The following is a 19,317-nucleotide window of genomic DNA, read 5'->3' on the forward strand; positions in this document are numbered from 1 at the left end:
GCGACGCCTATGTGGTCGAAATCTCCGCCGAGTCGTCGGACGACCCGGAGCCGTTGCGTTCAGGCACCAGACGCTCCAGTGCAGCGCCGGTGATGCGACGGAATGCACGGCGCGGCCGGTTGGCGTCGAGGATGGCGACCTCCAGGCTCGCCACGCCCAACGGGGGTTGGTCGCTGTTGTTCGACCCTTCCGCACGACCGGCCTCGAGCGCCTCGACCGCAATGTGCACCGCATCCGCCAAATTGGCGTTCTCGGCGTAAGAATCCTTGAGCGCGTTCGTGATCGGCTCGGTCGCACCGCCCATCACCACATAGTGCGGCTCGTCGGCGATCGACCCGTCGTAGGTAATCCGGTACAACTCAGGTGCTTTGGTTTCGCCGTAGTGGGCAACCTCGGCCACGCACAGTTCGACCTCGTAGGGCTTGGCTTGTTCAGTGAAAATCGTCCCCAGCGTCTGGGCGTAGACATTGGCCAACTGGCGCCCAGTCACGTCGCGGCGGTCGTAGGCATAGCCGCGGGTGTCGGCGAATTGGATTCCACCGCGCCGCAGGTTATCGAACTCGTTGAACCGGCCGACGGCAGCGAAGCCCACCCGGTCGTAGAGCTCGCTGATTTTCTGCAGCGAGCGCGACGGGTTCTCCGCGACGAACAGCACTCCGCCCGAGTAGGCCAGCGCAACCACGCTGCGACCACGACCGATACCCTTGCGCGCAAGCTCGCTGCGCTCGCGCATCGCCTGTTCGGGCGAGATGAAATACGGAAAACTCATGAATCACTTCCCGCACGATCGGCATCGGGGCCGAAAGTGTCACCGCGAGAACGTCTTTGGATGACTTCTCGAGCCAGCTCGGCGATGCGCTGCTCGGCCACGTTGACGGCACCGTCGGCGCCGATGGTGACCGCCGTCGGGAAGATCCCCCGCACCAGGTCGGGGCCGCCGGTCGCCGAGTCGTCATCGGCTGCGTCGTAGAGAGCCTCGACAGCGACCCGCAGCGCCGAATCCGCATCGGTCACTTGCGAATACAACTTCTTGACCGACGACTTCGCGAAAATCGAGCCCGAGCCAACCGATTGGTAGCCCTCCTCTTCGAGATTCCAGCCACCGGCCGCGTCGAAGGACACGATGCGGCCCGCCTTTTCCGAATCCGGGTCGTCGATATCGAAACCGACCAGCAACGGCAGGGCCACCAGCCCCTGCATCGCCGCGGCGAGGTTGCCGCGCACCATGATTGCGAGCCGGTTCACCTTGCCCGCAAAGGTCAGCGGCACGCCTTCCAGCTTCTCGTAGTGCTCGAGTTCGACGGCGTAGAGGCGAGCGAACTCGACGGCGATGGCTGCGGTGCCGGCGATTCCGGTCGCGGTGTAGTCGTCGGTGATGTACACCTTCTGGACGTCGCGTCCGGCGATCATGTTCCCTTGCGTCGAGCGCCGGTCACCAGCGATCAAAACGCCGCCGGGATACTTCAGCGCGACGATCGTGGTGCCGTGCGGCAGCGCGGAACTCGGCGTGATGGCATTGACGTCGCCGCCCATGCTCGCAGGCAGCAACTCCGGCGCCGCATGGCGCAGGTAATCGGTGAAAGAGGAAAGGCCGCCAGTGGCGGTTCCGGGAAGGGCAGAATTTGTGGCCAGGCGATCGCGGTTAGGCCAGGTCACTGTCCGCCCTTTTGGACGTATGCGCGAACGAAGTCTTCGGCGTTCTCTTCCAGAACATCGTCGATCTCATCGAGCAGATCGTCGGTCTCCTCGGTCAGCTTCTCGCGACGCTCCTGGCCCGCGGCCGTGCTGGCAGTGAGGTCGTCGTCGTCGCCACCGCCACCGCCGCGCTTGGTCTGCTCCTGGGCCATCGCTGCCTCCTGCATCGTTATCGGGAGTGAAACACGCCCGTCGGTTTCTCTACCCTACCGGTCAATAGCCTGCATCGTCGCCGGACGGGACCCGTGTCCGGCCCGTCAGGTGGTCAGCTGCTCCACCAGCTCGACGGCGCTGTCCACGGAGTCCAGCAGCGCGCCGACGTGGGCTTTTGATCCGCGAAGCGGCTCCAGCGTCGGGATGCGGACCAGCGAATCACCACCGAGATCGAAAATCACCGAGTCCCAACTCGCCGCCGCGATGTCCGCCCCGAAGCGGCGCAGGCACTCCCCGCGGAAGTAGGCCCGGGTGTCGGTGGGCGGGTTGTCGACGGCGTCGATCACCTGCTGTTCGGTGACCAGGCGCTTCATCGATCCACGCGCGACCAACCGGTTGTACAAACCCTTGTCGAGTCGCACATCGGAATACTGCAGATCGACCAGGTGTAGTCGCGGTGCCGACCAGTTCAGGTTCTCGCGGTGCCGGAAGCCCTCGAGGAGACGTAGCTTGGCCGGCCAGTCAAGCAACTCGGCACACTCCATCGGGTCGCGCTCGAGCAGGTCGAGGACGTGCGCCCAGGTTTCGACGACGTCGGTGGCGCGCGCATCGGGCTCGCGGCTGTCGACCAGCTTCGCCACCCGGTCCAGGTAGATACGTTGCAGCGCAAGGCCTGTTAGTTCACGGCCGTCGGCCAGCGCGACGGTGGCACGCAGCGCCGGGTCGCGGCTGATGGCGTGGACGGCGTGCACCGGACGAGCCAGCGCGAGGTCGCTGAGGTCGATCCCATGGGCCGGGCCCTCCTCGATCAAGTCGAGGACGAGCGCGGTAGTGCCGAGTTTGAGGTACGTCGACGTTTCGGAGAGGTTCGCGTCGCCGATGATCACGTGCAGCCGCCGATAGCGGTCGGCATCGGCGTGGGGCTCGTCGCGGGTGTTGATGATGCCGCGCTTCAGCGTGGTCTCCAGCCCGACCTCGACCTCGATGTAGTCGGATCGCTGTGAGAGCTGAAAGCCCGCTTCGTCGCCGGACGGCCCGATCCCCACGCGCCCCGACCCGGTGACGACCTGGCGGGACACCAGAAACGGGGTCAGTCCGGAGATCACCGACGAGAACGGTGTCTGACGGCTCATCAAGTAATTCTCGTGAGACCCGTACGAGGCGCCTTTGTTGTCGATGTTGTTCTTGTACAGCTGCAGCCGGGCAGCGCCCGGAACGCTGGCCACGTGGCGGGCGGCGGCCTCCATGACACGCTCGCCGGCCTTGTCCCAGATCACCGCGTCCAACGGGTCGGTGCATTCCGGAGCGGAGTATTCCGGGTGAGCATGGTCGACATAGAGCCGGGCACCGTTGGTCAAGATCATGTTGGCCGCACCCACCTCGTCGGCGTCCACCACCGGAGGTGGCCCGGCCGAGCGGCTCAGGTCGAAGCCGCGCGCGTCGCGCAGCGGCGATTCCACCTCGTAGTCCCACCGGGTGCGTTTGGCGCGTTGGATGCCTGCGGCGGCGGCATAGGCCAGCACCGCCTGCGTCGAAGTCAGGATCGGGTTGGCGGTCGGGTCCGACGGCGACGAAATGCCGTATTCGACCTCCGTTCCGATAATTCGTTGCATCCCCCGAGCTTAGGCGTGACGACGATGCACCCCGCGCAGCGGGGCGAGGAGGAGTCGCGCAATCAGCTAGGCGTGACGACGATGCACCCCGCGCAGCGGGGCGAGGTGCGGGTACCTCCCAGCCGCGCAGCGGCGGTAGGCGAGTCGCGCAAAGCGTGTGGCGGCCAGATGAATGCGGCGCAAGCAACCGTGTGAGTCCCATTGACGCAGGTGACCGGAATCACTACGTTCACCCTGGTGTCTGTCGAACCCATCACCGGCCTGTGCGGAAAGCGCTACGGCGAAGTCCTTCTCGTGACCCCCGGTGAGGCGGGACCACAGGCCGCGGTCTACAACAGCTTCGGCCTGAACGACCTGCCCGCCGACTTGTGGTCGGCGCTGGACGCCAGCGCCATCGCGGCCGAGAACGGCGCCGCCGCCGCTCTTCTCAACGGGCCGCGGTACTGGCTGATGAACGCCATCGAGAAGCAACAACAAGGCCCGCGGATCGTCAAGAACTTCGGTGGCATCGACATGGCGTTGCAGGCTCAAACCCTGCTTTCGGGCATGAATCCGGCGCCGTACACCGCCAACCAGGTTCACCGGCACACCGTGTTCACGTATGACGTCGGCGAAGAGGTCTACGAATTGCACGACCCAGCGCTGCGGCGGTGGGTGATGCAGACCTGGAGCCAGATCGTCGATCCGAACTTGTCGCGCGCCGACCTGCCCCGTCTCGGTGAGCGGCTCAGCCTGCCGAACGGCTGGACCTTCCACACGCGGACGCTGACCAGTCCCCTGAGCATCGACACCACCACGCACGCCGCCCAGGTTCTGCAGGACGACCTGACCAACAGCTATTCGCTGCTGGCGGGCTGACGTTTTCAGCCGGACTCGACACTTAATCCACTGCGAAAGCACACGGCGTGTCGTGTGCGTGGATTAAGTGTCGGCCGAAGGTGACCCCTACAGGTACTGACCCAGGTTCGACTCGGTGTCGATCGCCCGCGACGCGCTCGAGCTCTTGCCCGTGACCAGCGTCCGGATGTAGACGATCCGCTCACCCTTCTTGCCCGAGATCCGCGCCCAGTCATCGGGATTGGTGGTGTTGGGCAGGTCCTCGTTCTCGGCGAACTCGTCGACGATCGAGTCCAGCAGGTGCTGAATGCGCAGACCCGGCTGACCGGTCTCCAACACCGACTTGATCGCGTTCTTCTTCGCGCGATCGACGACGTTCTGAATCATCGCCCCGGAGTTGAAGTCCTTGAAGTACATGACTTCCTTGTCACCGTTGGCGTAGGTGACCTCGAGGAACCGGTTGTCATCGATCTCGGCGTACATCCGCTCGACGACCTTCTCGATCATCGCCCTAATGCAGGCGCTGCGGTCACCGTTGAACTCGGCGAGATCGTCGGCGTGCACCGGGAGGGTGTCGACGAGGTACTTCGAGAAGATGTCCTGCGCGGCTTCGGCATCCGGTCGCTCGATCTTGATCTTCACGTCGAGGCGGCCGGGCCGCAGGATCGCCGGATCGATCATGTCCTCACGGTTGGAAGCACCGATGACGATGACGTTCTCCAGCCCCTCGACGCCGTCGATCTCCGAGAGCAGCTGCGGAACCACAGTGGTCTCGACATCGGATGAGACGCCGGTGCCGCGGGTACGGAAGATCGAATCCATTTCGTCGAAGAACACGATCACCGGGGTGCCTTCGGAGGCCTTCTCGCGGGCCCGCTGAAAGATCAGCCGGATGTGGCGTTCGGTCTCGCCGACGAACTTGTTGAGCAGCTCGGGGCCCTTGATGTTGAGGAAGTAAGACTTCGCCTCGCGGGCGTCGTCGCCACGCACCTCGGCCATCTTCTTGGCCAGTGAGTTCGCAACCGCCTTGGCAATCAGTGTCTTACCGCACCCAGGCGGACCGTAGAGCAACACGCCTTTGGGCGGACGTAGCGCGTACTCGCGGTAAAGCTCTTTGTGCAGGAACGGCAGCTCGACGGCATCGCGGATCTGCTCGATCTGACGTGTCAGGCCACCTATGTCTTCGTAGCTGACATCGGGAACCTCTTCCAGCACCAAGTCCTCGACCTCGGCCTTCGGAATGCGCTCGAAGGCGTATCCGGCCTTGGTGTCGACCAGCAAGGAGTCCCCGGGACGCAGCCGGCGGGGCCGGGTGTCGTCGTTCAGCGCGTCGGGATGACCGTCGGGCAGGTCCTCGGCGACCAGCGGCTCGGCGAGCCAGACGATGCGCTCTTCGTCGGCGTGGCCCACAACCAGAGCACGGTGGCCGTCAGCCAGGAGCTCACGCAGAGTTGAAATCTCGCCGACCGATTCGTAGTTCCCGGCCTCGACGACGGTTAGAGCCTCGTTGAGCCGAACTGTCTGGCCCTTGCGCAACAAGCTCACATCGATGTTGGGCGAGCACGTCAACCGCATCTTGCGACCAGACGTGAACACGTCGATGGTGTCGTCTTCGTGGGTGCCCAGCAGCACGCCGTAACCGCTGGGCGGCTGACCGAGCCGGTCGACCTCTTCGCGCAGCGCCAGTAGTTGCTGCCGAGCCTCTTTGAGGGTCTCCATCAACTTGGAGTTGCGGGAGGCCAACGAGTCGATGCGCGCCTCTAGCTGGTGAACATCGCGTGGACTGCGTCCGGTGTCATGTGATCCGGCCGCGTTGTCGAGCTGCTCGCGCAAGATCGCGGCCTCGCGACGAAGCTGCTCCAACTCGGCGGCTTCTTCGCTGGAGAATTCGGGCTCGCGGGAACTCCCGAACGGTTCACGGTCAAATTCACCCATGGTGCGCTCCTTTCCCGCCCCCTGGGGGTGGTGCGGTGGATACCCCAACGCTACCGGCGATTTCCGTTTCATGCGGGAACTCGAAATGGGGCACACTGGCAACAGCGTTAACATCGTGTTTAGTCGGCTTTACCGAGAGGACCTTCGTGACCGTGAAAACCCTAGCCACAGGCGTGGCGGCGATTGCCGCCATCGGTGCTGCCGCCGCGGGTGTGACCTATATTGCATCGAGCACCGCTGTGTCGGCCGACGTTCAATCGGTGGTTTTCAGCGCGCCGCTTCCGCTCGACCCTGCGGTGCCCGTTGGTGTAGATGTGCCTACCGCAGACCAGCTGTCCACGGTCCTGAACACTCTGCAAGATCCGGGTCTGTCGTTTGCGCAGAAGGGTGATCTCGTCGAGGGCGGGATCCCGGTGCCGGTCGGTATCGCCGACCACGAGCTGCAGAAGGCGGCGTCCAAGGGCAGCCTGCCGCTGGTCTTCAACATCACCAACATCGCGCCGTCGGGCCCGGGTTCTGCCACGGCCACCATCACCGCCTCGGGTCCGCATCTCGCGCCCACGCCGGAGTACCTGCGGTTCGTCAATCAAGGCGGCTGGAAGCTGTCCCACGATTCCGCGATGACGCTCGTCTCGGCGCTGCGGTCCCGCTGACCAGCACTGGATGCGCCGGGGTCTGACCGAAGTCTTGTGCACCGCCGCGGTTGTGGCGGTGCTCGGGCTACCGGGCTGCGCCGGCGATGACGACAACGCGTCACCGCGGACGACGCCGCCGTCGCCGACCTTCGCCCCGCCGAGTTCGGCGCCGGTAGCGCAGGCCGCACCGCTGCCACCGCCCGAGGCGTTGGCCGGTGTGCTGTCCCGGTTGGCCGACCCCGCGGTGCCCGGCGCCCAGAAGCTGAACCTGGTCGAGGGCGCGACGCCGGAAAACGCCGGCGCCTTCGACCAATTCGCCACCGCGTTGGTCAACGGCGGCTACGCGCCGGCGAAATTCGAGATGCGCGACATCAATTGGTCCGACCGCGATCCCGCCGACGTGGTAGCCAACGTCGACATCAGCTCAGCCAATCCGAAGGGCCCGCATTTCGCGTTCCCGATGGAATTCAAGCCCTACCAAGGCGGCTGGCAGCTTTCGGCTCGCACCGCTGATGTGCTGCTGGCGTTCCGCGCCGACGCATCCGCGACGCCCACGGCGCCCGGTCACTGAACACGCATGTGGATCGGCTGGATCGAGTTCGACCTGCTGCTCGGTGACGTGCACTCGCTCAAGCAGAAGCGGTCGCTGGTGCGCCCGGTCATCGCCGAACTGCGCCGCAAATTCAACGTATCGGCCGCCGAGACGGGGTCGCTGGATCTTCATCGCCGGGCCGGCATCGGTGTCGCGATTACCTCGGCTGATCGCGCGCACACCGTCGACGTGCTAGACGCCGCCGAGCGACTCGTCGCCTCCCACCCCGAATTCGAATTACTCTCGGCGCGAAGGGATCTGCGCCGCAGCGACGACTAGTTACTAGTCCGGCGGTGACACCGGCTCGGTCGGCCGCTGCTTGCGGCGCATCGGCGTCGGCGTGACGGCACCGGGGGCCAGCTTGCGGGCAAACACCAAGAACGCCGTGTGTCCGCGCATGTTGTGTTGCGGTCGCACCGCCAAGCCGACGACGTTCCAGCCCCGCTGCATCGTCTCCCACGCCCGAGGCTCGGTCCAACACTGCTGTGCGCGTAGCGCTTCCACCGTCTTCGACAACTGGGGCACGGTCGCCACGTAGATCATCAGCACTCCGCCGGCCACCAGGGCCCGCGAGACTCGTTCGAGCACCTCCCACGGCGCGAGCATGTCGAGCACCACCCGGTCGATCGACCCGTCGGGCAAATCGGCGTCGACGACATCACCGATCACCAACTCCCAGTTGTCGGGCAGGCACCCGAAAAACGTCTCGACATTGCGGCGGGCGTGCTCGGCGTGGTCGGCGCGGACATCGTAGGAGACCACCTGTCCTTGCGGCCCGACGGCGCGCAACAGCGAACAGGTCAACGCGCCCGACCCGGCGCCGGCTTCCAACACTCGTGCACCGGGAAAGATGTCACCCTCGTGCACGATCTGGGCGGCGTCCTTCGGGTAGACCACCTGCGCACCGCGCGGCATCGACAGCACGTAGTCCACCAACAGCGGGCGCAGCACCAGGAATTGATCGCCGTTCGCCGACTTGACCACGCTGCCTTCGGGCTGGCCGATCACCGCGTCGTGCATGATCGCACCCCGATGGGTGTGGAATTCGCTGCCCGCGCTGAGCACCATCGTGTAGTGCCGGCCTTTGGCGTCGGTGAGCTGCACGCGATCACCGATGACGAACGGGCCGGTTGTAGACACAGCCGACAAGCCTGCCAGCAGACGCGCCGCCTGAGGTGCGCGGGGTTGTCGGACCCGGCTTCTAGGCTGCGGGTATGAGCGACCAATCGGAAACTGCGGCCAGGCGTCGGCCGGCTCTGTCTCCGTCGCGGGCCGCGGACTTCAAGCAATGTCCCTTGCTCTACCGGTTCAGGGCCATCGACCGGTTGCCTGAGCCGCCATCCACCGCACAGGTGCGTGGATCAGTGGTGCACGCGGCGCTGGAGCAGCTCTACGGTCTACCCGCCGAGCAGCGTGGCCCGCAGACCGTCGACGCGTTGGTCGGCCCGGCGTGGGAGCAGGTGATCGCCGCCGAACCCGAGTTGGCTGAGCTGTGGGATGCCGAACAGCGGACCCTTCTGCTCGACGAGGCACGCAAGCTGATTTCCGGTTACTACAGCCTGGAGGACCCGACCCGGTTCGACCCCCAAAGTTGCGAGCAGCGCATCGAGGTGGAGCTGGCCGACGGGACACTGCTTCGCGGGATCATCGATCGCATCGACGTCGCGCCAACGGGCGAGTTGCGGGTGGTGGATTACAAGACCGGTAAAGCTCCGCCGGAGGCACGGGCCCTGGCCGAGTTCAAGGCCATGTTCCAAATGAAGTTTTATGCGGTGGCGCTGCTGCGTTCCCGCGGTGTGCTGCCGACACGCCTGCGGCTGATCTATTTGTCCGACGGACAGCTGTTGGACTACTCCCCCGACGAAGCCGAGCTCCTGCGCTTCGAGAAGACGTTGATGGCGATCTGGCATGCCATCCAATCCGCCGGTGCAACAGGCGATTTCCGACCCCGCCCATCGAGGCTGTGCGACTGGTGTGCGCACCAAACGCATTGCCCGGCCTTCGGCGGCACGCCGCCGCCGTACCCGGGCTGGCCGGAGGTCACCGACGACGGCAATCCCGGCGCCGTGCTGCAGCACAGCGCCGAGCCAGCCGCCTGAGCGGCTATTCCAGCGGGGACATCTCCTGCAGCATTGTCGGGATCAACTCGCTCACCGTCGGGTGGATGTGCATGGTGCGGGCCAGCGTGGTGTAGGGCGCCTTCGCCGACATCGTGTCGAGGATCCCGTGAATGGCTTCATCGCCGCCCACGCCCAGGATGGCCGCCCCGAGGATCTGCTTTGTCTCGGCGTCGACGACGACCTTCATGAAGCCTTGGGTCTCACCCTTTTCCACGGCCCGCCCGACGCGCGTCATCGGCCGCTGTCCGACCAGCGCGGGGCGCCCCGAGGCACGCACCTGCTCGACGGTCATCCCGGCGCGTCCCAGCGGCGGGTCGATGTAGAGCGCGTAGGTAGAAATCCGGTCGCTCACCCTGCGCGGGTCGTCATCGAGCAGGTTTGCCGCCACGATCTCGAAGTCGTTGTAGGAGGTGTGGGTGAATGCGCCTTTGCCGTTGCAGTCGCCCATCGCCCAGATGTGTTCGACGTTGGTTCGCAGTTGATCGTCGACGGTGATGTAGCCGCGGTCGTCGGTCCCGACGCCAGCCCGATCGAGATCGAGATCATCGGTATTGGGTCGTCGCCCCACCGCCAACAGCAGGTGGCTGCCCGCAATAGGTGCGGCGCCGGTCCGCGGCGTTAGCTCGAACCCGTTGTCGCGTTTGGCTACTCGGACATTGTCGGCTTCGACGATGATGTCGATGCCCTCACCCTCCAAGATCTCCCGAATGGCGTCGGATACGTCGTTGTCTTCGCGGGAGGCCAGCCGCGGACCCTTTTCGACCACGGTGACGCGCGCGCCGAAACGGCGATACATCTGCGCGAATTCCAGCGCGATGTAGCTGCCGCCGACGATCACGAGATGTTCGGGCACCGTGTCGAGTTCGAGGATCGAGACATTGGTGAGGTAGTCGACGTCGGCCAGACCGGGGATGTCGGGGATTACGGCACGCCCGCCGACGTTGAGGAAGATCCGGTCGGACTGCAACGTGTCGTCTCCGACCAACAGCGTGTGCGGGTCGGAGAACCGGGCATGACCGCGAAAGACCGTGCAGCCGTCCATGCCGTCCAGCCAACCTTCGATACCGTTGCGGTCGTCGAGCACGACGCCGTCCTTGCGCGCCTTGACTTTCGACATGTCGACGCTGATCTCGCCCGTCCGTACACCGAAGTCAGAGCCGCGGCGAGCCAAGTGCGCGGCGTAGGCACTGGCCACCAGCGTCTTGGTCGGGATGCATCCGGTGTTGACGCAGGTGCCGCCGAACAGTTTGCGCTCCACCATCGCCACGGTCTTCCCGGCGGCGGTCAGTCGCCCGGCTAGTGGCGGCCCGGCCTGGCCGGCACCCACCACGATCGCATCGAAACGCTGTGTCACAGAGCGGCAATGACGGCGGCAAGCGCGAATCCGCCACCGACCGCGATGGCGTCTTCAAGAAGCGCGGCCGGCAGGTCGCGGCCGAATGAGCCGGCCAGCCGGGCTCGCCCGTGGTATCCGAGCAGCGTGCCCGCCGCCGCACCGACCACGCCGGCGCCGAGTGCGCTCCAGGTCACCGACCACACGGTGCCCACCACGGCTCCGGCGAACCCACCCGAGACGAGCCGAGCGATGAACGACGGCGGTGCGGTGCGGGGCGGTGTCTTGGGCTGCTTGTCGAGGAACAGCTCGCCCGCCGCCAGCACGCTAAAGATGATGGCAGTAATGAACTTTCCGACCCAGGACGCCCAGGTGTTGTTCAAGTTGATCCAGTGCAACGCCGCCGCCCATGACACCACTGCCGGCGCGGTGAACGCTCGCAGGCCGGCGACCACGCCGATTCCAAGGGCAAGAAGCAAGACATAGAAATGGGTGGTGTGCGACATCGCTTCCCCTCCTCAGGGATGGGCCAACAACCGCGGATGTAGCCGGACGCTAACACAGGAACGCCCTCGAAGGGAGGCGTGGCAGTTAGAAGCGGAAGAACCGGACACTGGACGCCAGTATTGCTTTGGCGCCGATCGCGGCCAGTTGGTCCATTAACGCGTTGACTCCCCGTCGCGGTACAAGCGCGCGCACCGCTGCCCAATCGGGATCGGCGAGCGGGGAGATCGTCGGTGACTCCAACCCGGGCGTGATCGCGGTCGCCTGGTCGAGAACTGAACGGGGACAGTCGTAGTCCAGCATCAGGTACTGCTGGCCGAATACCACGCCCTGCACTCGCGCGACAAATTGGTCACGGGCTACGACGTCCGGCCGCTCCGCCGCGTGCGGATCGATCTGCTCGATCAGCACAGCCTCGGAATCGCAGACCGTTTCGCCGAATGCGACAAGATTGTGCAGGTTCAGGGTGCGACCCGAGCCCACCACGTCTGCAATGGCGTCGGCCACGCCGAGTTGGATCGAGATCTCCACGGCGCCGTCGAGCCGGATCACCGTTGCGTCAATACCGCGCGCCTTCAAGTCATCTCGCACGATATTCGGATAGGCGGTCGCGATTCGCTTGCCGGCAAGGTCGTCAATGGTCCACCGGGTGCCGGCCGGCGCGGCGTAACGGAATGTCGACGAGCCGAAGCCCAGCGCGAGACGTTCGTGCACGGGTGCGCGGGACTCACGCGCCAAATCCCGCCCGGTGATGCCGAAGTCGAGCTCGCCGGAGCCGACGTAGATCGCGATGTCCTTGGGCCGCAGGAAAAAGAATTCGACGTGGTTGTGCGGATCGATGACGGTCAGGTCTTTGGGATCGGTGCGGCGGCGGTATCCGGCCTCGGACAGAATCTCGACGGCCGACTCGCTGAGCGCTCCCTTGTTGGGAACCGCCACTCGCAGGTTCGTGGATTCGTGCGCGGTCATCTACAGCTTCCGATACACGTCGTCGAGGGTGAGCCCGCGCGCGATCATCAGCACTTGGGCCCAGTACAGCAACTGGCTGATCTCCTCGGCCAGCGCCTCGTCGGATTCGTGCTCGGCGGCCAACCACACTTCGCCGGCCTCCTCCAGGATCTTCTTGCCCAGGTTGTGCACACCGCTGTCCAGCGCTGCGACGGTGCCGCTGCCCGGTGGACGGGTGCGGGCGCGTTCGCCGAGTTCGGCAAACAGATCCTCGAAGGTCTTCACGGCCAGCGATTGTTTCATGCGCAGCTGATCGAAGTCACGGCGGTTTCAGCTGGCTGCGAGTGAGCCGCCTGAATGCGGCACCTCGTCGGGCATATCTTCCAATGACATGCCATTGGTCTCCCGTACCCAACGCCAGACGAAGAACAGTGACAGCACAGCGCATAGCGTGTAGCAGCCGTAGGCGACCGGAAGCACGTGACGCAGAGCGGGAAACGTCACTGCGATGGTCCAGTTCGCCATCCACTGCACTCCCGAGGCCAGACCCAGCGCCGCCGACCGGATCCGGTTGGGGAACATCTCGCCCAGCAGCACCCACAGCACCGGCCCCCAGGACACCGCGAACGAGACGACGAACAAGTCGGCCGCCACCAACGCGACGATCCCGGCAGCCCCGTCGAGCCGTGGCCGACCGTCGTGGACGGATGCCCCGGCGAAGACCACCGTCATCGTGATCAGCATCAGCGACATGCCCGTCGACCCCGCAAGCAGCAGGGGCCGACGTCCCAGCCGGTCGATCAGCGCGATCGCCACCAACGTGATCAGCACGTTGACCCCGGTGGTGACCAGGCCGATGGTGAACGACGACTTCTCGCCGAAACCGACCGTCTCCCAAAGTAAATCGGAGTAGTTGAAGATCACATTGATCCCGACGAACTGCTGGAAGACCGCCAGCCCCAGACCGACCCAGACGATGCCGTACAGCCCGCCGGTCGGCTTGCGCAGATCACGCCATGACTGCGGCCTCTCCTGCTCGAGGGTGTCGGCGATCCGGGCGATCGTGCGCTCTGCGTCGCGTTCACCCAACAGCGTGCGGAGCACTTGGGTGGCCTGCGAGATACGTTGACGGGCAACCAGATAACGCGGCGACTCGGGAATGGTGAACAGCAGCACCAGGTAGACCAGCGCCAGCACCAACTCGGTGAGAAAGGTCCAGCGCCACGCCACCAGGCCCAGCAGTGGCTTATCCGGGCCACCGGCGAGGTGCAGCGGCACCCACGTCCAGGCCAGTGCCACGAACAGACCGCAGACGATCGCCAACTGCTGCAGCGAACCGAGCCGGCCGCGGAAACGTGGCGGCGAAACCTCGGCGATGTAAGCGGGAGCGGCCACCGAGGAGAAGCCGATCCCGATACCGCCGATGAGGTGGAAGGCGATGAACATCCAGATGCTGCTCGCCAAGCCGGCACCGAGCCCGCACACGAAAAACGACGCGGCCGACAGCTTCAGCAGTGCCAGCCGGCCCAGCCGGTCGCCGATTCGGCCGGCCCAGACCGCCCCGAGCGCGGCACCGAGCACGCCTGAAGCCGCGGCAAAGCCGAGAATCCCGTTGCCGATGTGGAAGGTGGCCTGCAAAGCCTTCACCGCACGGTTGGTCGTCGAGATGTCGAAGCCGAACAGGAATCCGCCGATCGCGGCCACCGAGGTGTAACGGATCGCGGCGCCGAAGGCTGCCCGCGCGGCTCGCGGGTCGACGGGCAGGTCTTCGTGCGCGGCCGGCAGCGGCTGGCCGGCGACGTGTTCGTCAGCGCCCAAAGGGGCTCAATCCTCCGGGTTGTAGCCGAGATTGGGGGCGAGCCAGCGCTCGGCTTCCTGCAGGGTCCAGCCCTTGCGCTTGGCGTAGTCGGCTACCTGGTCCTGGGCCAGCCGGCCGACCACGAAGTACTGCGACTGCGGATGCGAGAAGTACCAGCCGCTGACGGCAGCACCAGGCCACATCGCCATCGACTCGGTCAATTCGATGCCGGTGCGCTGTGTCACGTCCAACAGCTCGAACAGCGTCACCTTCTCGGTGTGCTCCGGGCAGGCCGGGTAGCCGGGAGCCGGGCGGATTCCGCGGTACTTCTCGTCGATGAGCGCGTTGTTGTCCAGCTGTTCGTCCGGCTGGAATCCCCAGAATTCCTTGCGAACCCGCTGGTGCATCCTTTCGGCAAACGCCTCGGCGAGCCGGTCGGCCACCGATTCCAGCAGGATCGCGCTGTAGTCATCGAGGGCTGCCTTGAATTCCGCGATCTTCTCCTGGCCGCCAAGGCCCGCGGTGACGGCGAAGGCGCCGACGTAATCCCGGAGCCCCGTTTCTTTGGGGGCGATGAAGTCGCCCAATGACCGGTTCGGGATGCCGTCCCGGTGCTCGCCCTGCTGGCGCAGATTGCGCAGCGTGGTCAGCACCTCGGTGCGGGTGTCATCGGTGTAGACCTCGATGTCGTCGCCGACGGCGTTGGCCGGGAAGAACCCGATGACACCGTTGGCGGTGAGCCACTTCTCCTTGATCGCGGTATCCAGCATCTGCTGGGCGTCGTCGTAGAGCTTGCGGGCCGCCTCGCCGGAGGCCGGGTTGTTGAGGATGTCGGGGAAGCGGCCCTTCATCTCCCAGGCGTTGAAGAAGGGCTGCCAGTCGATGTACTCGCGCAGCTCGGCGAGGTCGTAATCGAGGAACTCGCGCACACCCAAGCCCTGCACCGGTTCCGGCGGCGTATAGCCATCCCAGTCGATCGGCGTCCGGTTGGCCCGGGCCTTCTCCAGCGTGAGCATCGGCCGCTCGTTTTTCTGGGCGTGCCGTTCCCGCAGCGACGCGTAGTCCTTCTCGGTCGCCTCTAGCAACGCCGGACGCTGCTTGTCGTCGAGGAGCGCGGCGACAACGGGAACGGAACGCGAGGCATCTTTGACCCACACCACCGGGCCGCTGCGACGCGGCGACACCTTGACGGCCGTGTGGGCGCGCGAGGTCGTCGCGCCACCGATCAGCAGCGGGATCTCCAGCCCTTCGCGTTCCATCTCGACGGCGAAGTTGACCATCTCGTCCAGCGACGGGGTGATCAGCCCCGACAGCCCGATGATGTCGGCGTCGTGCTCCTTCGCCGCGGCCAGGATCTTCTCCGCAGGCACCATCACGCCGAGGTCGATCACTTCGAAGTTGTTGCACTGCAGGACGACTCCGACGATGTTCTTGCCGATGTCGTGGACGTCGCCCTTGACCGTCGCCATCACGATCGTGCCGTTGGTGTCCTTGGCGGCGGTGGCTCCCGAGGTGACTTTCTCTTCCTCGATGAACGGCAGCAGATAGGCGACCGCCTTCTTCATCACCCGAGCTGACTTCACGACCTGGGGCAGGAACATCTTGCCCGAGCCGAACAGGTCGCCGACGACGTTCATGCCGTCCATCAGCGGACCCTCGATCACCTCGATCGGGCGACCACCCGCAGCGGCGATCTCGGCCCGCAATTCCTCGGTGTCGTCGTCGACGTGAGCGTCGATGCCTTTCACCAAGGCATGCGTGATCCGCTCGCGGACCGGGAGGGATCGCCACTCCGCGGCAACCGGATCCTCACCCTTCTGTTTGGAATTGAACCGCTCGGCGATTTCCAAGAGCCGTTCGGCCGCATCCTCGCGACGGTTCAGCACGACGTCCTCGATGCGGTCGCGCAGCTCGGGGTCGATCGAGTCGTAGGGCACCAGCGCACCGGCGTTGACGATGCCCATGTCCAGCCCGGCCTTGATGGCGTGGAACAGGAACACCGCGTGGATCGCCTCGCGCACGGGGTTGTTGCCCCGGAACGAGAACGACACGTTCGAGATGCCGCCGGAGATGTGCACGCCGGGCAGGTTCTCCTTGATCCAGGCGCAGGCCTCGATGAAGTCGATGCCGTAGGTGGCGTGCTCTTCGATACCGGTCGCCAACGCGAAGCAGTTGGGGTCGAAGATGATGTCCTCGGGCGGGAAGCCGACCTCTTCGGTCAGGATCCGATAGGCGCGCCCGCAGATCTCCTTGCGGCGCTCCAGGTTGTCGGCCTGGCCCTTCTCGTCGAACGCCATCACGACGACAGCGGCGCCGTACTTGCGGCACAGCCGTGCCTCGCGGATGAACTTCTCCTCGCCCTCCTTCATGGAGATCGAGTTGACGATTGGCTTGCCCTGCACGTTCTTCAGGCCCGCCTCGATGACGTCCCACTTCGAGGAGTCGATCATCACCGGGACGCGACTGATGTCCGGCTCGGCTGCGATCAGCTTGGTGAACCGGTCCATCGCGGCGACGCCGTCGATCATGCCCTCGTCCATGTTGATGTCGATGACCTGCGCACCGACTTCGACCTGCTGCAGGGCTACCGACAACGCGGTGTCGTAATCCTCGGCCTTGATCAGGTTGCGAAATCGAGCGGAGCCGGTGATGTTGGTGCGCTCACCGATGTTGACGAACAGGGAGTCATTGGTGATGTTGAGCGGCTCGAGCCCGGACAGCCGGGTGGCCACCTCGATCTCCGGCACCTGGCGCGGCGATTTTCCTTCGACGACCTTGGCGATCTCGGCAATGTGTGGCGGCGCCGTCCCGCAGCAACCGCCGACCAGGTTGACCAGCCCGGCTTCGGCGAAGTCGGCGATGTAGGAGGCCTGACGCTCCGGGGATTCGTCGTATTCGCCGAAAGCGTTGGGCAGGCCGGCGTTCGGGTAGCAGGAGACGAAGGTGTCCGCGATTCGCGACACCTCGGCGATGTAGGGCCTCATCTCGGGTGCACCGAGGGCACAGTTCAGTCCCACCGCGAGCGGTTTAGCGTGCCTGATCGCATTCCAGAACGCCTCGGTGACCTGGCCGGACAGGGTCCGCCCGGACGCGTCGGTGATCGTGCCCGAGATGATCAGCGGCCAGCGGCGTCCGCGCTCCTCGAACAGCGTCTCGACGGCGAACACCGCCGCCTTGGCGTTCAGCGAGTCGAAGATGGTCTCGATGATGATCAGGTCGGCACCGCCGTCGACCAGGCCATTAGCGGATTCGAGGTAGGCGGCGACCAGCTGGTCGTAGGAGACGTTGCGGGCCCCGGGGTCGTTGACGTCTGGAGAGATCGACGCGGTGCGCGTGGTCGGACCGATGGCGCCGGCGACGTAGCGCGGCTTGTCTGCGGTGCTGTACTCGTCGGCGGCCTTGCGGGCCAGGGCGGCGCCGGCGTAGTTCAGTTCGTAGCTGAGGTCGGCCATGTCGTAGTCCGACAGCGAGATCGCGTTCGCGTTGAACGTGTTGGTCTCGAGGATGTCGGCCCCCGCGTCGAGGTACTCGCGGTGAATCCCCTCGATGATCTGCGGCTGTGTCAATGTGAGCAGGTCGTTGTTGCCCTGCAGCGCCGTCGGCCATTCCGTGAACCGGTCACCTCGGTAGCCGGCCTCATCAGGGCGGTCCCGCTGGATCGCTGTCCCCATCGCGCCGTCGATCACCAGGATCCGTTGACGCAGGGCGGCGCTCAGTTCGTCGGTGCAGTCGGGGCGGATGTTCGGCTCGAAACCATTCGGCTCAGACGCGTTCACGCATGCATTCCTTCCGTAGCGGAAGGCGTCCTTGACTCTGCCGAGCGTGGCGGATTCCTGGGGGCACCGGCCCCCCGAAATAACCGTTGCAACGCCTCTCGACGGTGAAAAGTCTACGTCGTCACCCGACGTCTGGACGCCCTGCTCGACCCGACCGCGCGGTGACCTTTACCCCGCTTCGCGCATCGGATCGGCAATGTCGCAATTATCAAGGTTAACGAGACTGCGGCCGAAGGTATTTCGTCGCCAAGACCTCGGTGTCTTGGGTGTGAGCATTCGGTCGCGTCATCTCAACAAGCATAGCTCAGCTATGCAAATTTCGCCCTTGCTGAGGGCTCGGTGGCCGCTTCCTCCTCCCGCGGCACACCGTGGGCATCGTCACCGACCGGCCCCTGGTGGCCGCCTCCTCCTCCCACGCACACCGTGGGCATCGTCACCGACCGCGCGCCTCGAACATGATCACGCCGTACGCTAATTGCGTGACCTCGCCAGACGTCAGCGCCTCATTTCCCGACCTGCACAACACGATCGTTGTGGCTGCGTTCGAGGGATGGAATGACGCCGGAGACGCGGCCAGCGACGCACTCGAGCATCTCGACGCCATCTGGGAGGCCGACCCGATCGTCGAAATCGACGACGAGGCCTACTACGACTACCAAGTGAATCGCCCGGTGATCCGCCAGGTCGACGGGGTCACCCGGGAGTTGGTGTGGCCGTCCATGCGGATCTCGCACTGCCGCCCGCCCGGCACCGATCGCGACATCGTGCTGATGCACGGCGTCGAGCCGAACATGCGCTGGCGCACGTTTTGCGCGGAGCTGCTGGCCGTGGCCGACAAGCTGAACGTCGACACCGTGGTGATCCTGGGTGCACTGCTGGCCGACACGCCGCACACTCGGCCGGTGCCGGTATCGGGGGCGGCCTACTCCCCCGAGTCGGCCCGCCGGTTCGGACTGCAGGAAACCCGCTACGAGGGCCCGACTGGCATCGCCGGGGTGTTCCAGGACGCCTGCGTGATGGCCGGGATACCGGCCGTCACCTTCTGGGCGGCGGTGCCGCACTACGTGTCCCAGCCGCCCAATCCGAAGGCGACGGTTGCGCTGCTGCGCCGGGTCGAGGAAGTGCTGGACATCGAAGTGCCGCTGGCTGATTTGCCCGCCCAGGCCGAGGAGTGGGAGCAGGCAGTCACTGAGATGACGACCGACGACGACGAGATCGCCGAATACGTCCAGTCGTTGGAGCAGCGCGGCGACGCCGAGGTCGACATGAACGAGGCGCTGGGCAAAATCGACGGCGACGCGTTGGCCGCCGAGTTCGAGCGCTACCTGCGACGCCGACGCCCCGGCTTCGGGCGCTAGGCCGTCAGGGCTTGTCGCGG

At 65.5% G+C, this 19,317-nt stretch carries 19 protein-coding genes; 7 read left to right on the forward strand and 12 right to left on the reverse strand.

The features are described 5' to 3' along the window. Positions 1-7 precede the first annotated feature (7 nt). The 4 genes from prcA to dop all read right to left on the reverse strand — a co-directional run bounded on the left by prcA (position 8) and on the right by dop (position 3,461). A complete protein-coding gene (gene prcA, locus MKK62_RS23550) occupies positions 8-769 on the reverse strand; it encodes a proteasome subunit alpha (RefSeq protein ID WP_240263446.1) in 762 nt (253 codons plus the stop codon). Beyond that, positions 766-1,656, reverse strand: coding sequence for a proteasome subunit beta (gene prcB, locus MKK62_RS23555; protein WP_240263445.1), 891 nt, complete (start codon positions 1,654-1,656; stop codon positions 766-768). Before prcB ends, prcA begins: the two co-directional genes overlap by 4 nt. Then, positions 1,653-1,847 carry a ubiquitin-like protein Pup gene (locus tag MKK62_RS23560; protein ID WP_062540654.1) on the reverse strand — a complete coding sequence of 65 codons (195 nt, stop codon included), beginning with the start codon at positions 1,845-1,847 and terminating at the stop codon, positions 1,653-1,655. The genes prcB and MKK62_RS23560 overlap by 4 nt, the downstream gene beginning before the upstream one ends. 105 nt (positions 1,848-1,952) lie before the next feature. Then, on the reverse strand, positions 1,953-3,461 hold the full coding sequence (gene dop, locus MKK62_RS23565) for a pup deamidase/depupylase (RefSeq protein WP_240263444.1): 1,509 nt from the start codon (positions 3,459-3,461) through the stop codon (positions 1,953-1,955). Positions 3,462-3,476: 15 nt separating this feature from the next. On the opposite strand from dop, the gene MKK62_RS23570 reads away from it, so the two are divergent. Next, positions 3,477-3,656: a hypothetical protein gene (locus MKK62_RS23570; protein ID WP_240263443.1), complete on the forward strand. Its 180-nt coding sequence runs from the start codon at positions 3,477-3,479 to the stop codon at positions 3,654-3,656. Between the two features lie 24 nt (positions 3,657-3,680). Next, positions 3,681-4,319 (forward strand): hypothetical protein, encoded by a 639-nt coding sequence (locus MKK62_RS23575; protein ID WP_434085116.1) that lies wholly within the window; start codon positions 3,681-3,683, stop codon positions 4,317-4,319. Between the two features lie 87 nt (positions 4,320-4,406). Here MKK62_RS23575 and arc read toward each other — a convergent pair whose 3' ends face one another. Next, on the reverse strand, positions 4,407-6,233 hold the full coding sequence (arc, locus tag MKK62_RS23580; protein WP_240263442.1) for a proteasome ATPase: 1,827 nt from the start codon (positions 6,231-6,233) through the stop codon (positions 4,407-4,409). Positions 6,234-6,385: 152 nt separating this feature from the next. On the opposite strand from arc, the gene MKK62_RS23585 reads away from it, so the two are divergent. From MKK62_RS23585 to MKK62_RS23595, 3 genes are read left to right on the forward strand one after another with little or no spacing between them, the layout of a single operon-like run. Then, entirely contained in the window at positions 6,386-6,886 is a 501-nt protein-coding gene (locus MKK62_RS23585; RefSeq protein WP_491562399.1) for an MTB12 family secreted protein, read from the forward strand. 10 nt (positions 6,887-6,896) lie between these two features. Next, on the forward strand, positions 6,897-7,439 hold the full coding sequence (gene lppK / locus MKK62_RS23590) for a lipoprotein LppK (RefSeq protein ID WP_240263440.1): 543 nt from the start codon (positions 6,897-6,899) through the stop codon (positions 7,437-7,439). Between the two features lie 6 nt (positions 7,440-7,445). Beyond that, entirely contained in the window at positions 7,446-7,739 is a 294-nt protein-coding gene (locus tag MKK62_RS23595) for a DUF503 domain-containing protein (protein ID WP_240263439.1), read from the forward strand. Positions 7,740-7,742: 3 nt separating this feature from the next. Here the strand turns inward: MKK62_RS23595 and MKK62_RS23600 are convergent, their stop codons facing one another. Next, the gene (locus MKK62_RS23600) at positions 7,743-8,600 is read right to left on the reverse strand and encodes a tRNA (adenine-N1)-methyltransferase (protein WP_240263438.1); all 858 of its coding nucleotides are present in this window, start codon (positions 8,598-8,600) and stop codon (positions 7,743-7,745) included. 74 nt (positions 8,601-8,674) lie between these two features. Between MKK62_RS23600 and MKK62_RS23605 the strand changes: the two genes are divergently transcribed. After that, positions 8,675-9,559: a RecB family exonuclease gene (locus tag MKK62_RS23605; RefSeq protein ID WP_240263437.1), complete on the forward strand. Its 885-nt coding sequence runs from the start codon at positions 8,675-8,677 to the stop codon at positions 9,557-9,559. A gap of 4 nt (positions 9,560-9,563) precedes the next feature. On the opposite strand, the gene MKK62_RS23610 is transcribed toward MKK62_RS23605, so the two are convergent. The 6 genes from MKK62_RS23610 to metH form a co-directional block, all read right to left on the reverse strand. Continuing rightward, positions 9,564-10,934, reverse strand: coding sequence for an FAD-containing oxidoreductase (locus tag MKK62_RS23610; RefSeq protein WP_240263436.1), 1,371 nt, complete (start codon positions 10,932-10,934; stop codon positions 9,564-9,566). After that, entirely contained in the window at positions 10,931-11,419 is a 489-nt protein-coding gene (locus MKK62_RS23615; RefSeq protein ID WP_240263434.1) for a DUF4126 family protein, read from the reverse strand. The genes MKK62_RS23610 and MKK62_RS23615 overlap by 4 nt, the downstream gene beginning before the upstream one ends. Positions 11,420-11,504: 85 nt before the next feature. Further along, complete coding sequence (hisG, locus tag MKK62_RS23620; RefSeq protein WP_240263433.1) at positions 11,505-12,386, reverse strand: ATP phosphoribosyltransferase; 882 nt, start codon at positions 12,384-12,386, stop codon at positions 11,505-11,507. Next, positions 12,387-12,668: a phosphoribosyl-ATP diphosphatase gene (locus MKK62_RS23625; RefSeq protein ID WP_240263432.1), complete on the reverse strand. Its 282-nt coding sequence runs from the start codon at positions 12,666-12,668 to the stop codon at positions 12,387-12,389. 27 nt (positions 12,669-12,695) lie between these two features. Further along, complete coding sequence (locus tag MKK62_RS23630) at positions 12,696-14,129, reverse strand: sugar porter family MFS transporter (protein WP_240263968.1); 1,434 nt, start codon at positions 14,127-14,129, stop codon at positions 12,696-12,698. A gap of 60 nt (positions 14,130-14,189) precedes the next feature. Further along, on the reverse strand, positions 14,190-17,939 hold the full coding sequence (metH, locus tag MKK62_RS23635; protein ID WP_240263430.1) for a methionine synthase: 3,750 nt from the start codon (positions 17,937-17,939) through the stop codon (positions 14,190-14,192). A gap of 479 nt (positions 17,940-18,418) precedes the next feature. Here metH and MKK62_RS23640 point away from each other — a divergent pair, with 479 nt between their 5' ends. Then, a complete protein-coding gene (locus MKK62_RS23640) occupies positions 18,419-19,297 on the forward strand; it encodes a PAC2 family protein (protein ID WP_240263428.1) in 879 nt (292 codons plus the stop codon). Positions 19,298-19,317: the final 20 nt, after the last annotated feature.

This window comes from Mycobacterium paraterrae, assembly GCF_022430545.2.
GTDB lineage: Bacteria > Actinomycetota > Actinomycetes > Mycobacteriales > Mycobacteriaceae > Mycobacterium > Mycobacterium paraterrae.

Excerpts from the sequence above, each read along its gene's own strand:
- prcA (WP_240263446.1), bottom strand. The coding sequence starts at position 769 with ATGAGTTTTCCGTATTTCATCTCGCCCGAACAGGCGATGCGCGAGCGC.
- MKK62_RS23560 (WP_062540654.1), bottom strand. The coding sequence starts at position 1,847 with ATGGCCCAGGAGCAGACCAAGCGCGGCGGTGGCGGTGGCGACGACGAC.
- dop (WP_240263444.1), bottom strand. The coding sequence starts at position 3,461 with ATGCAACGAATTATCGGAACGGAGGTCGAATACGGCATTTCGTCGCCG.
- arc (WP_240263442.1), bottom strand. The coding sequence starts at position 6,233 with ATGGGTGAATTTGACCGTGAACCGTTCGGGAGTTCCCGCGAGCCCGAA.
- lppK (WP_240263440.1), top strand. The coding sequence starts at position 6,897 with ATGCGCCGGGGTCTGACCGAAGTCTTGTGCACCGCCGCGGTTGTGGCG.
- MKK62_RS23595 (WP_240263439.1), top strand. The coding sequence starts at position 7,446 with ATGTGGATCGGCTGGATCGAGTTCGACCTGCTGCTCGGTGACGTGCAC.
- MKK62_RS23605 (WP_240263437.1), top strand. The coding sequence starts at position 8,675 with ATGAGCGACCAATCGGAAACTGCGGCCAGGCGTCGGCCGGCTCTGTCT.
- MKK62_RS23615 (WP_240263434.1), bottom strand. The coding sequence starts at position 11,419 with ATGTCGCACACCACCCATTTCTATGTCTTGCTTCTTGCCCTTGGAATC.
- hisG (WP_240263433.1), bottom strand. The coding sequence starts at position 12,386 with ATGACCGCGCACGAATCCACGAACCTGCGAGTGGCGGTTCCCAACAAG.
- MKK62_RS23625 (WP_240263432.1), bottom strand. The coding sequence starts at position 12,668 with ATGAAACAATCGCTGGCCGTGAAGACCTTCGAGGATCTGTTTGCCGAA.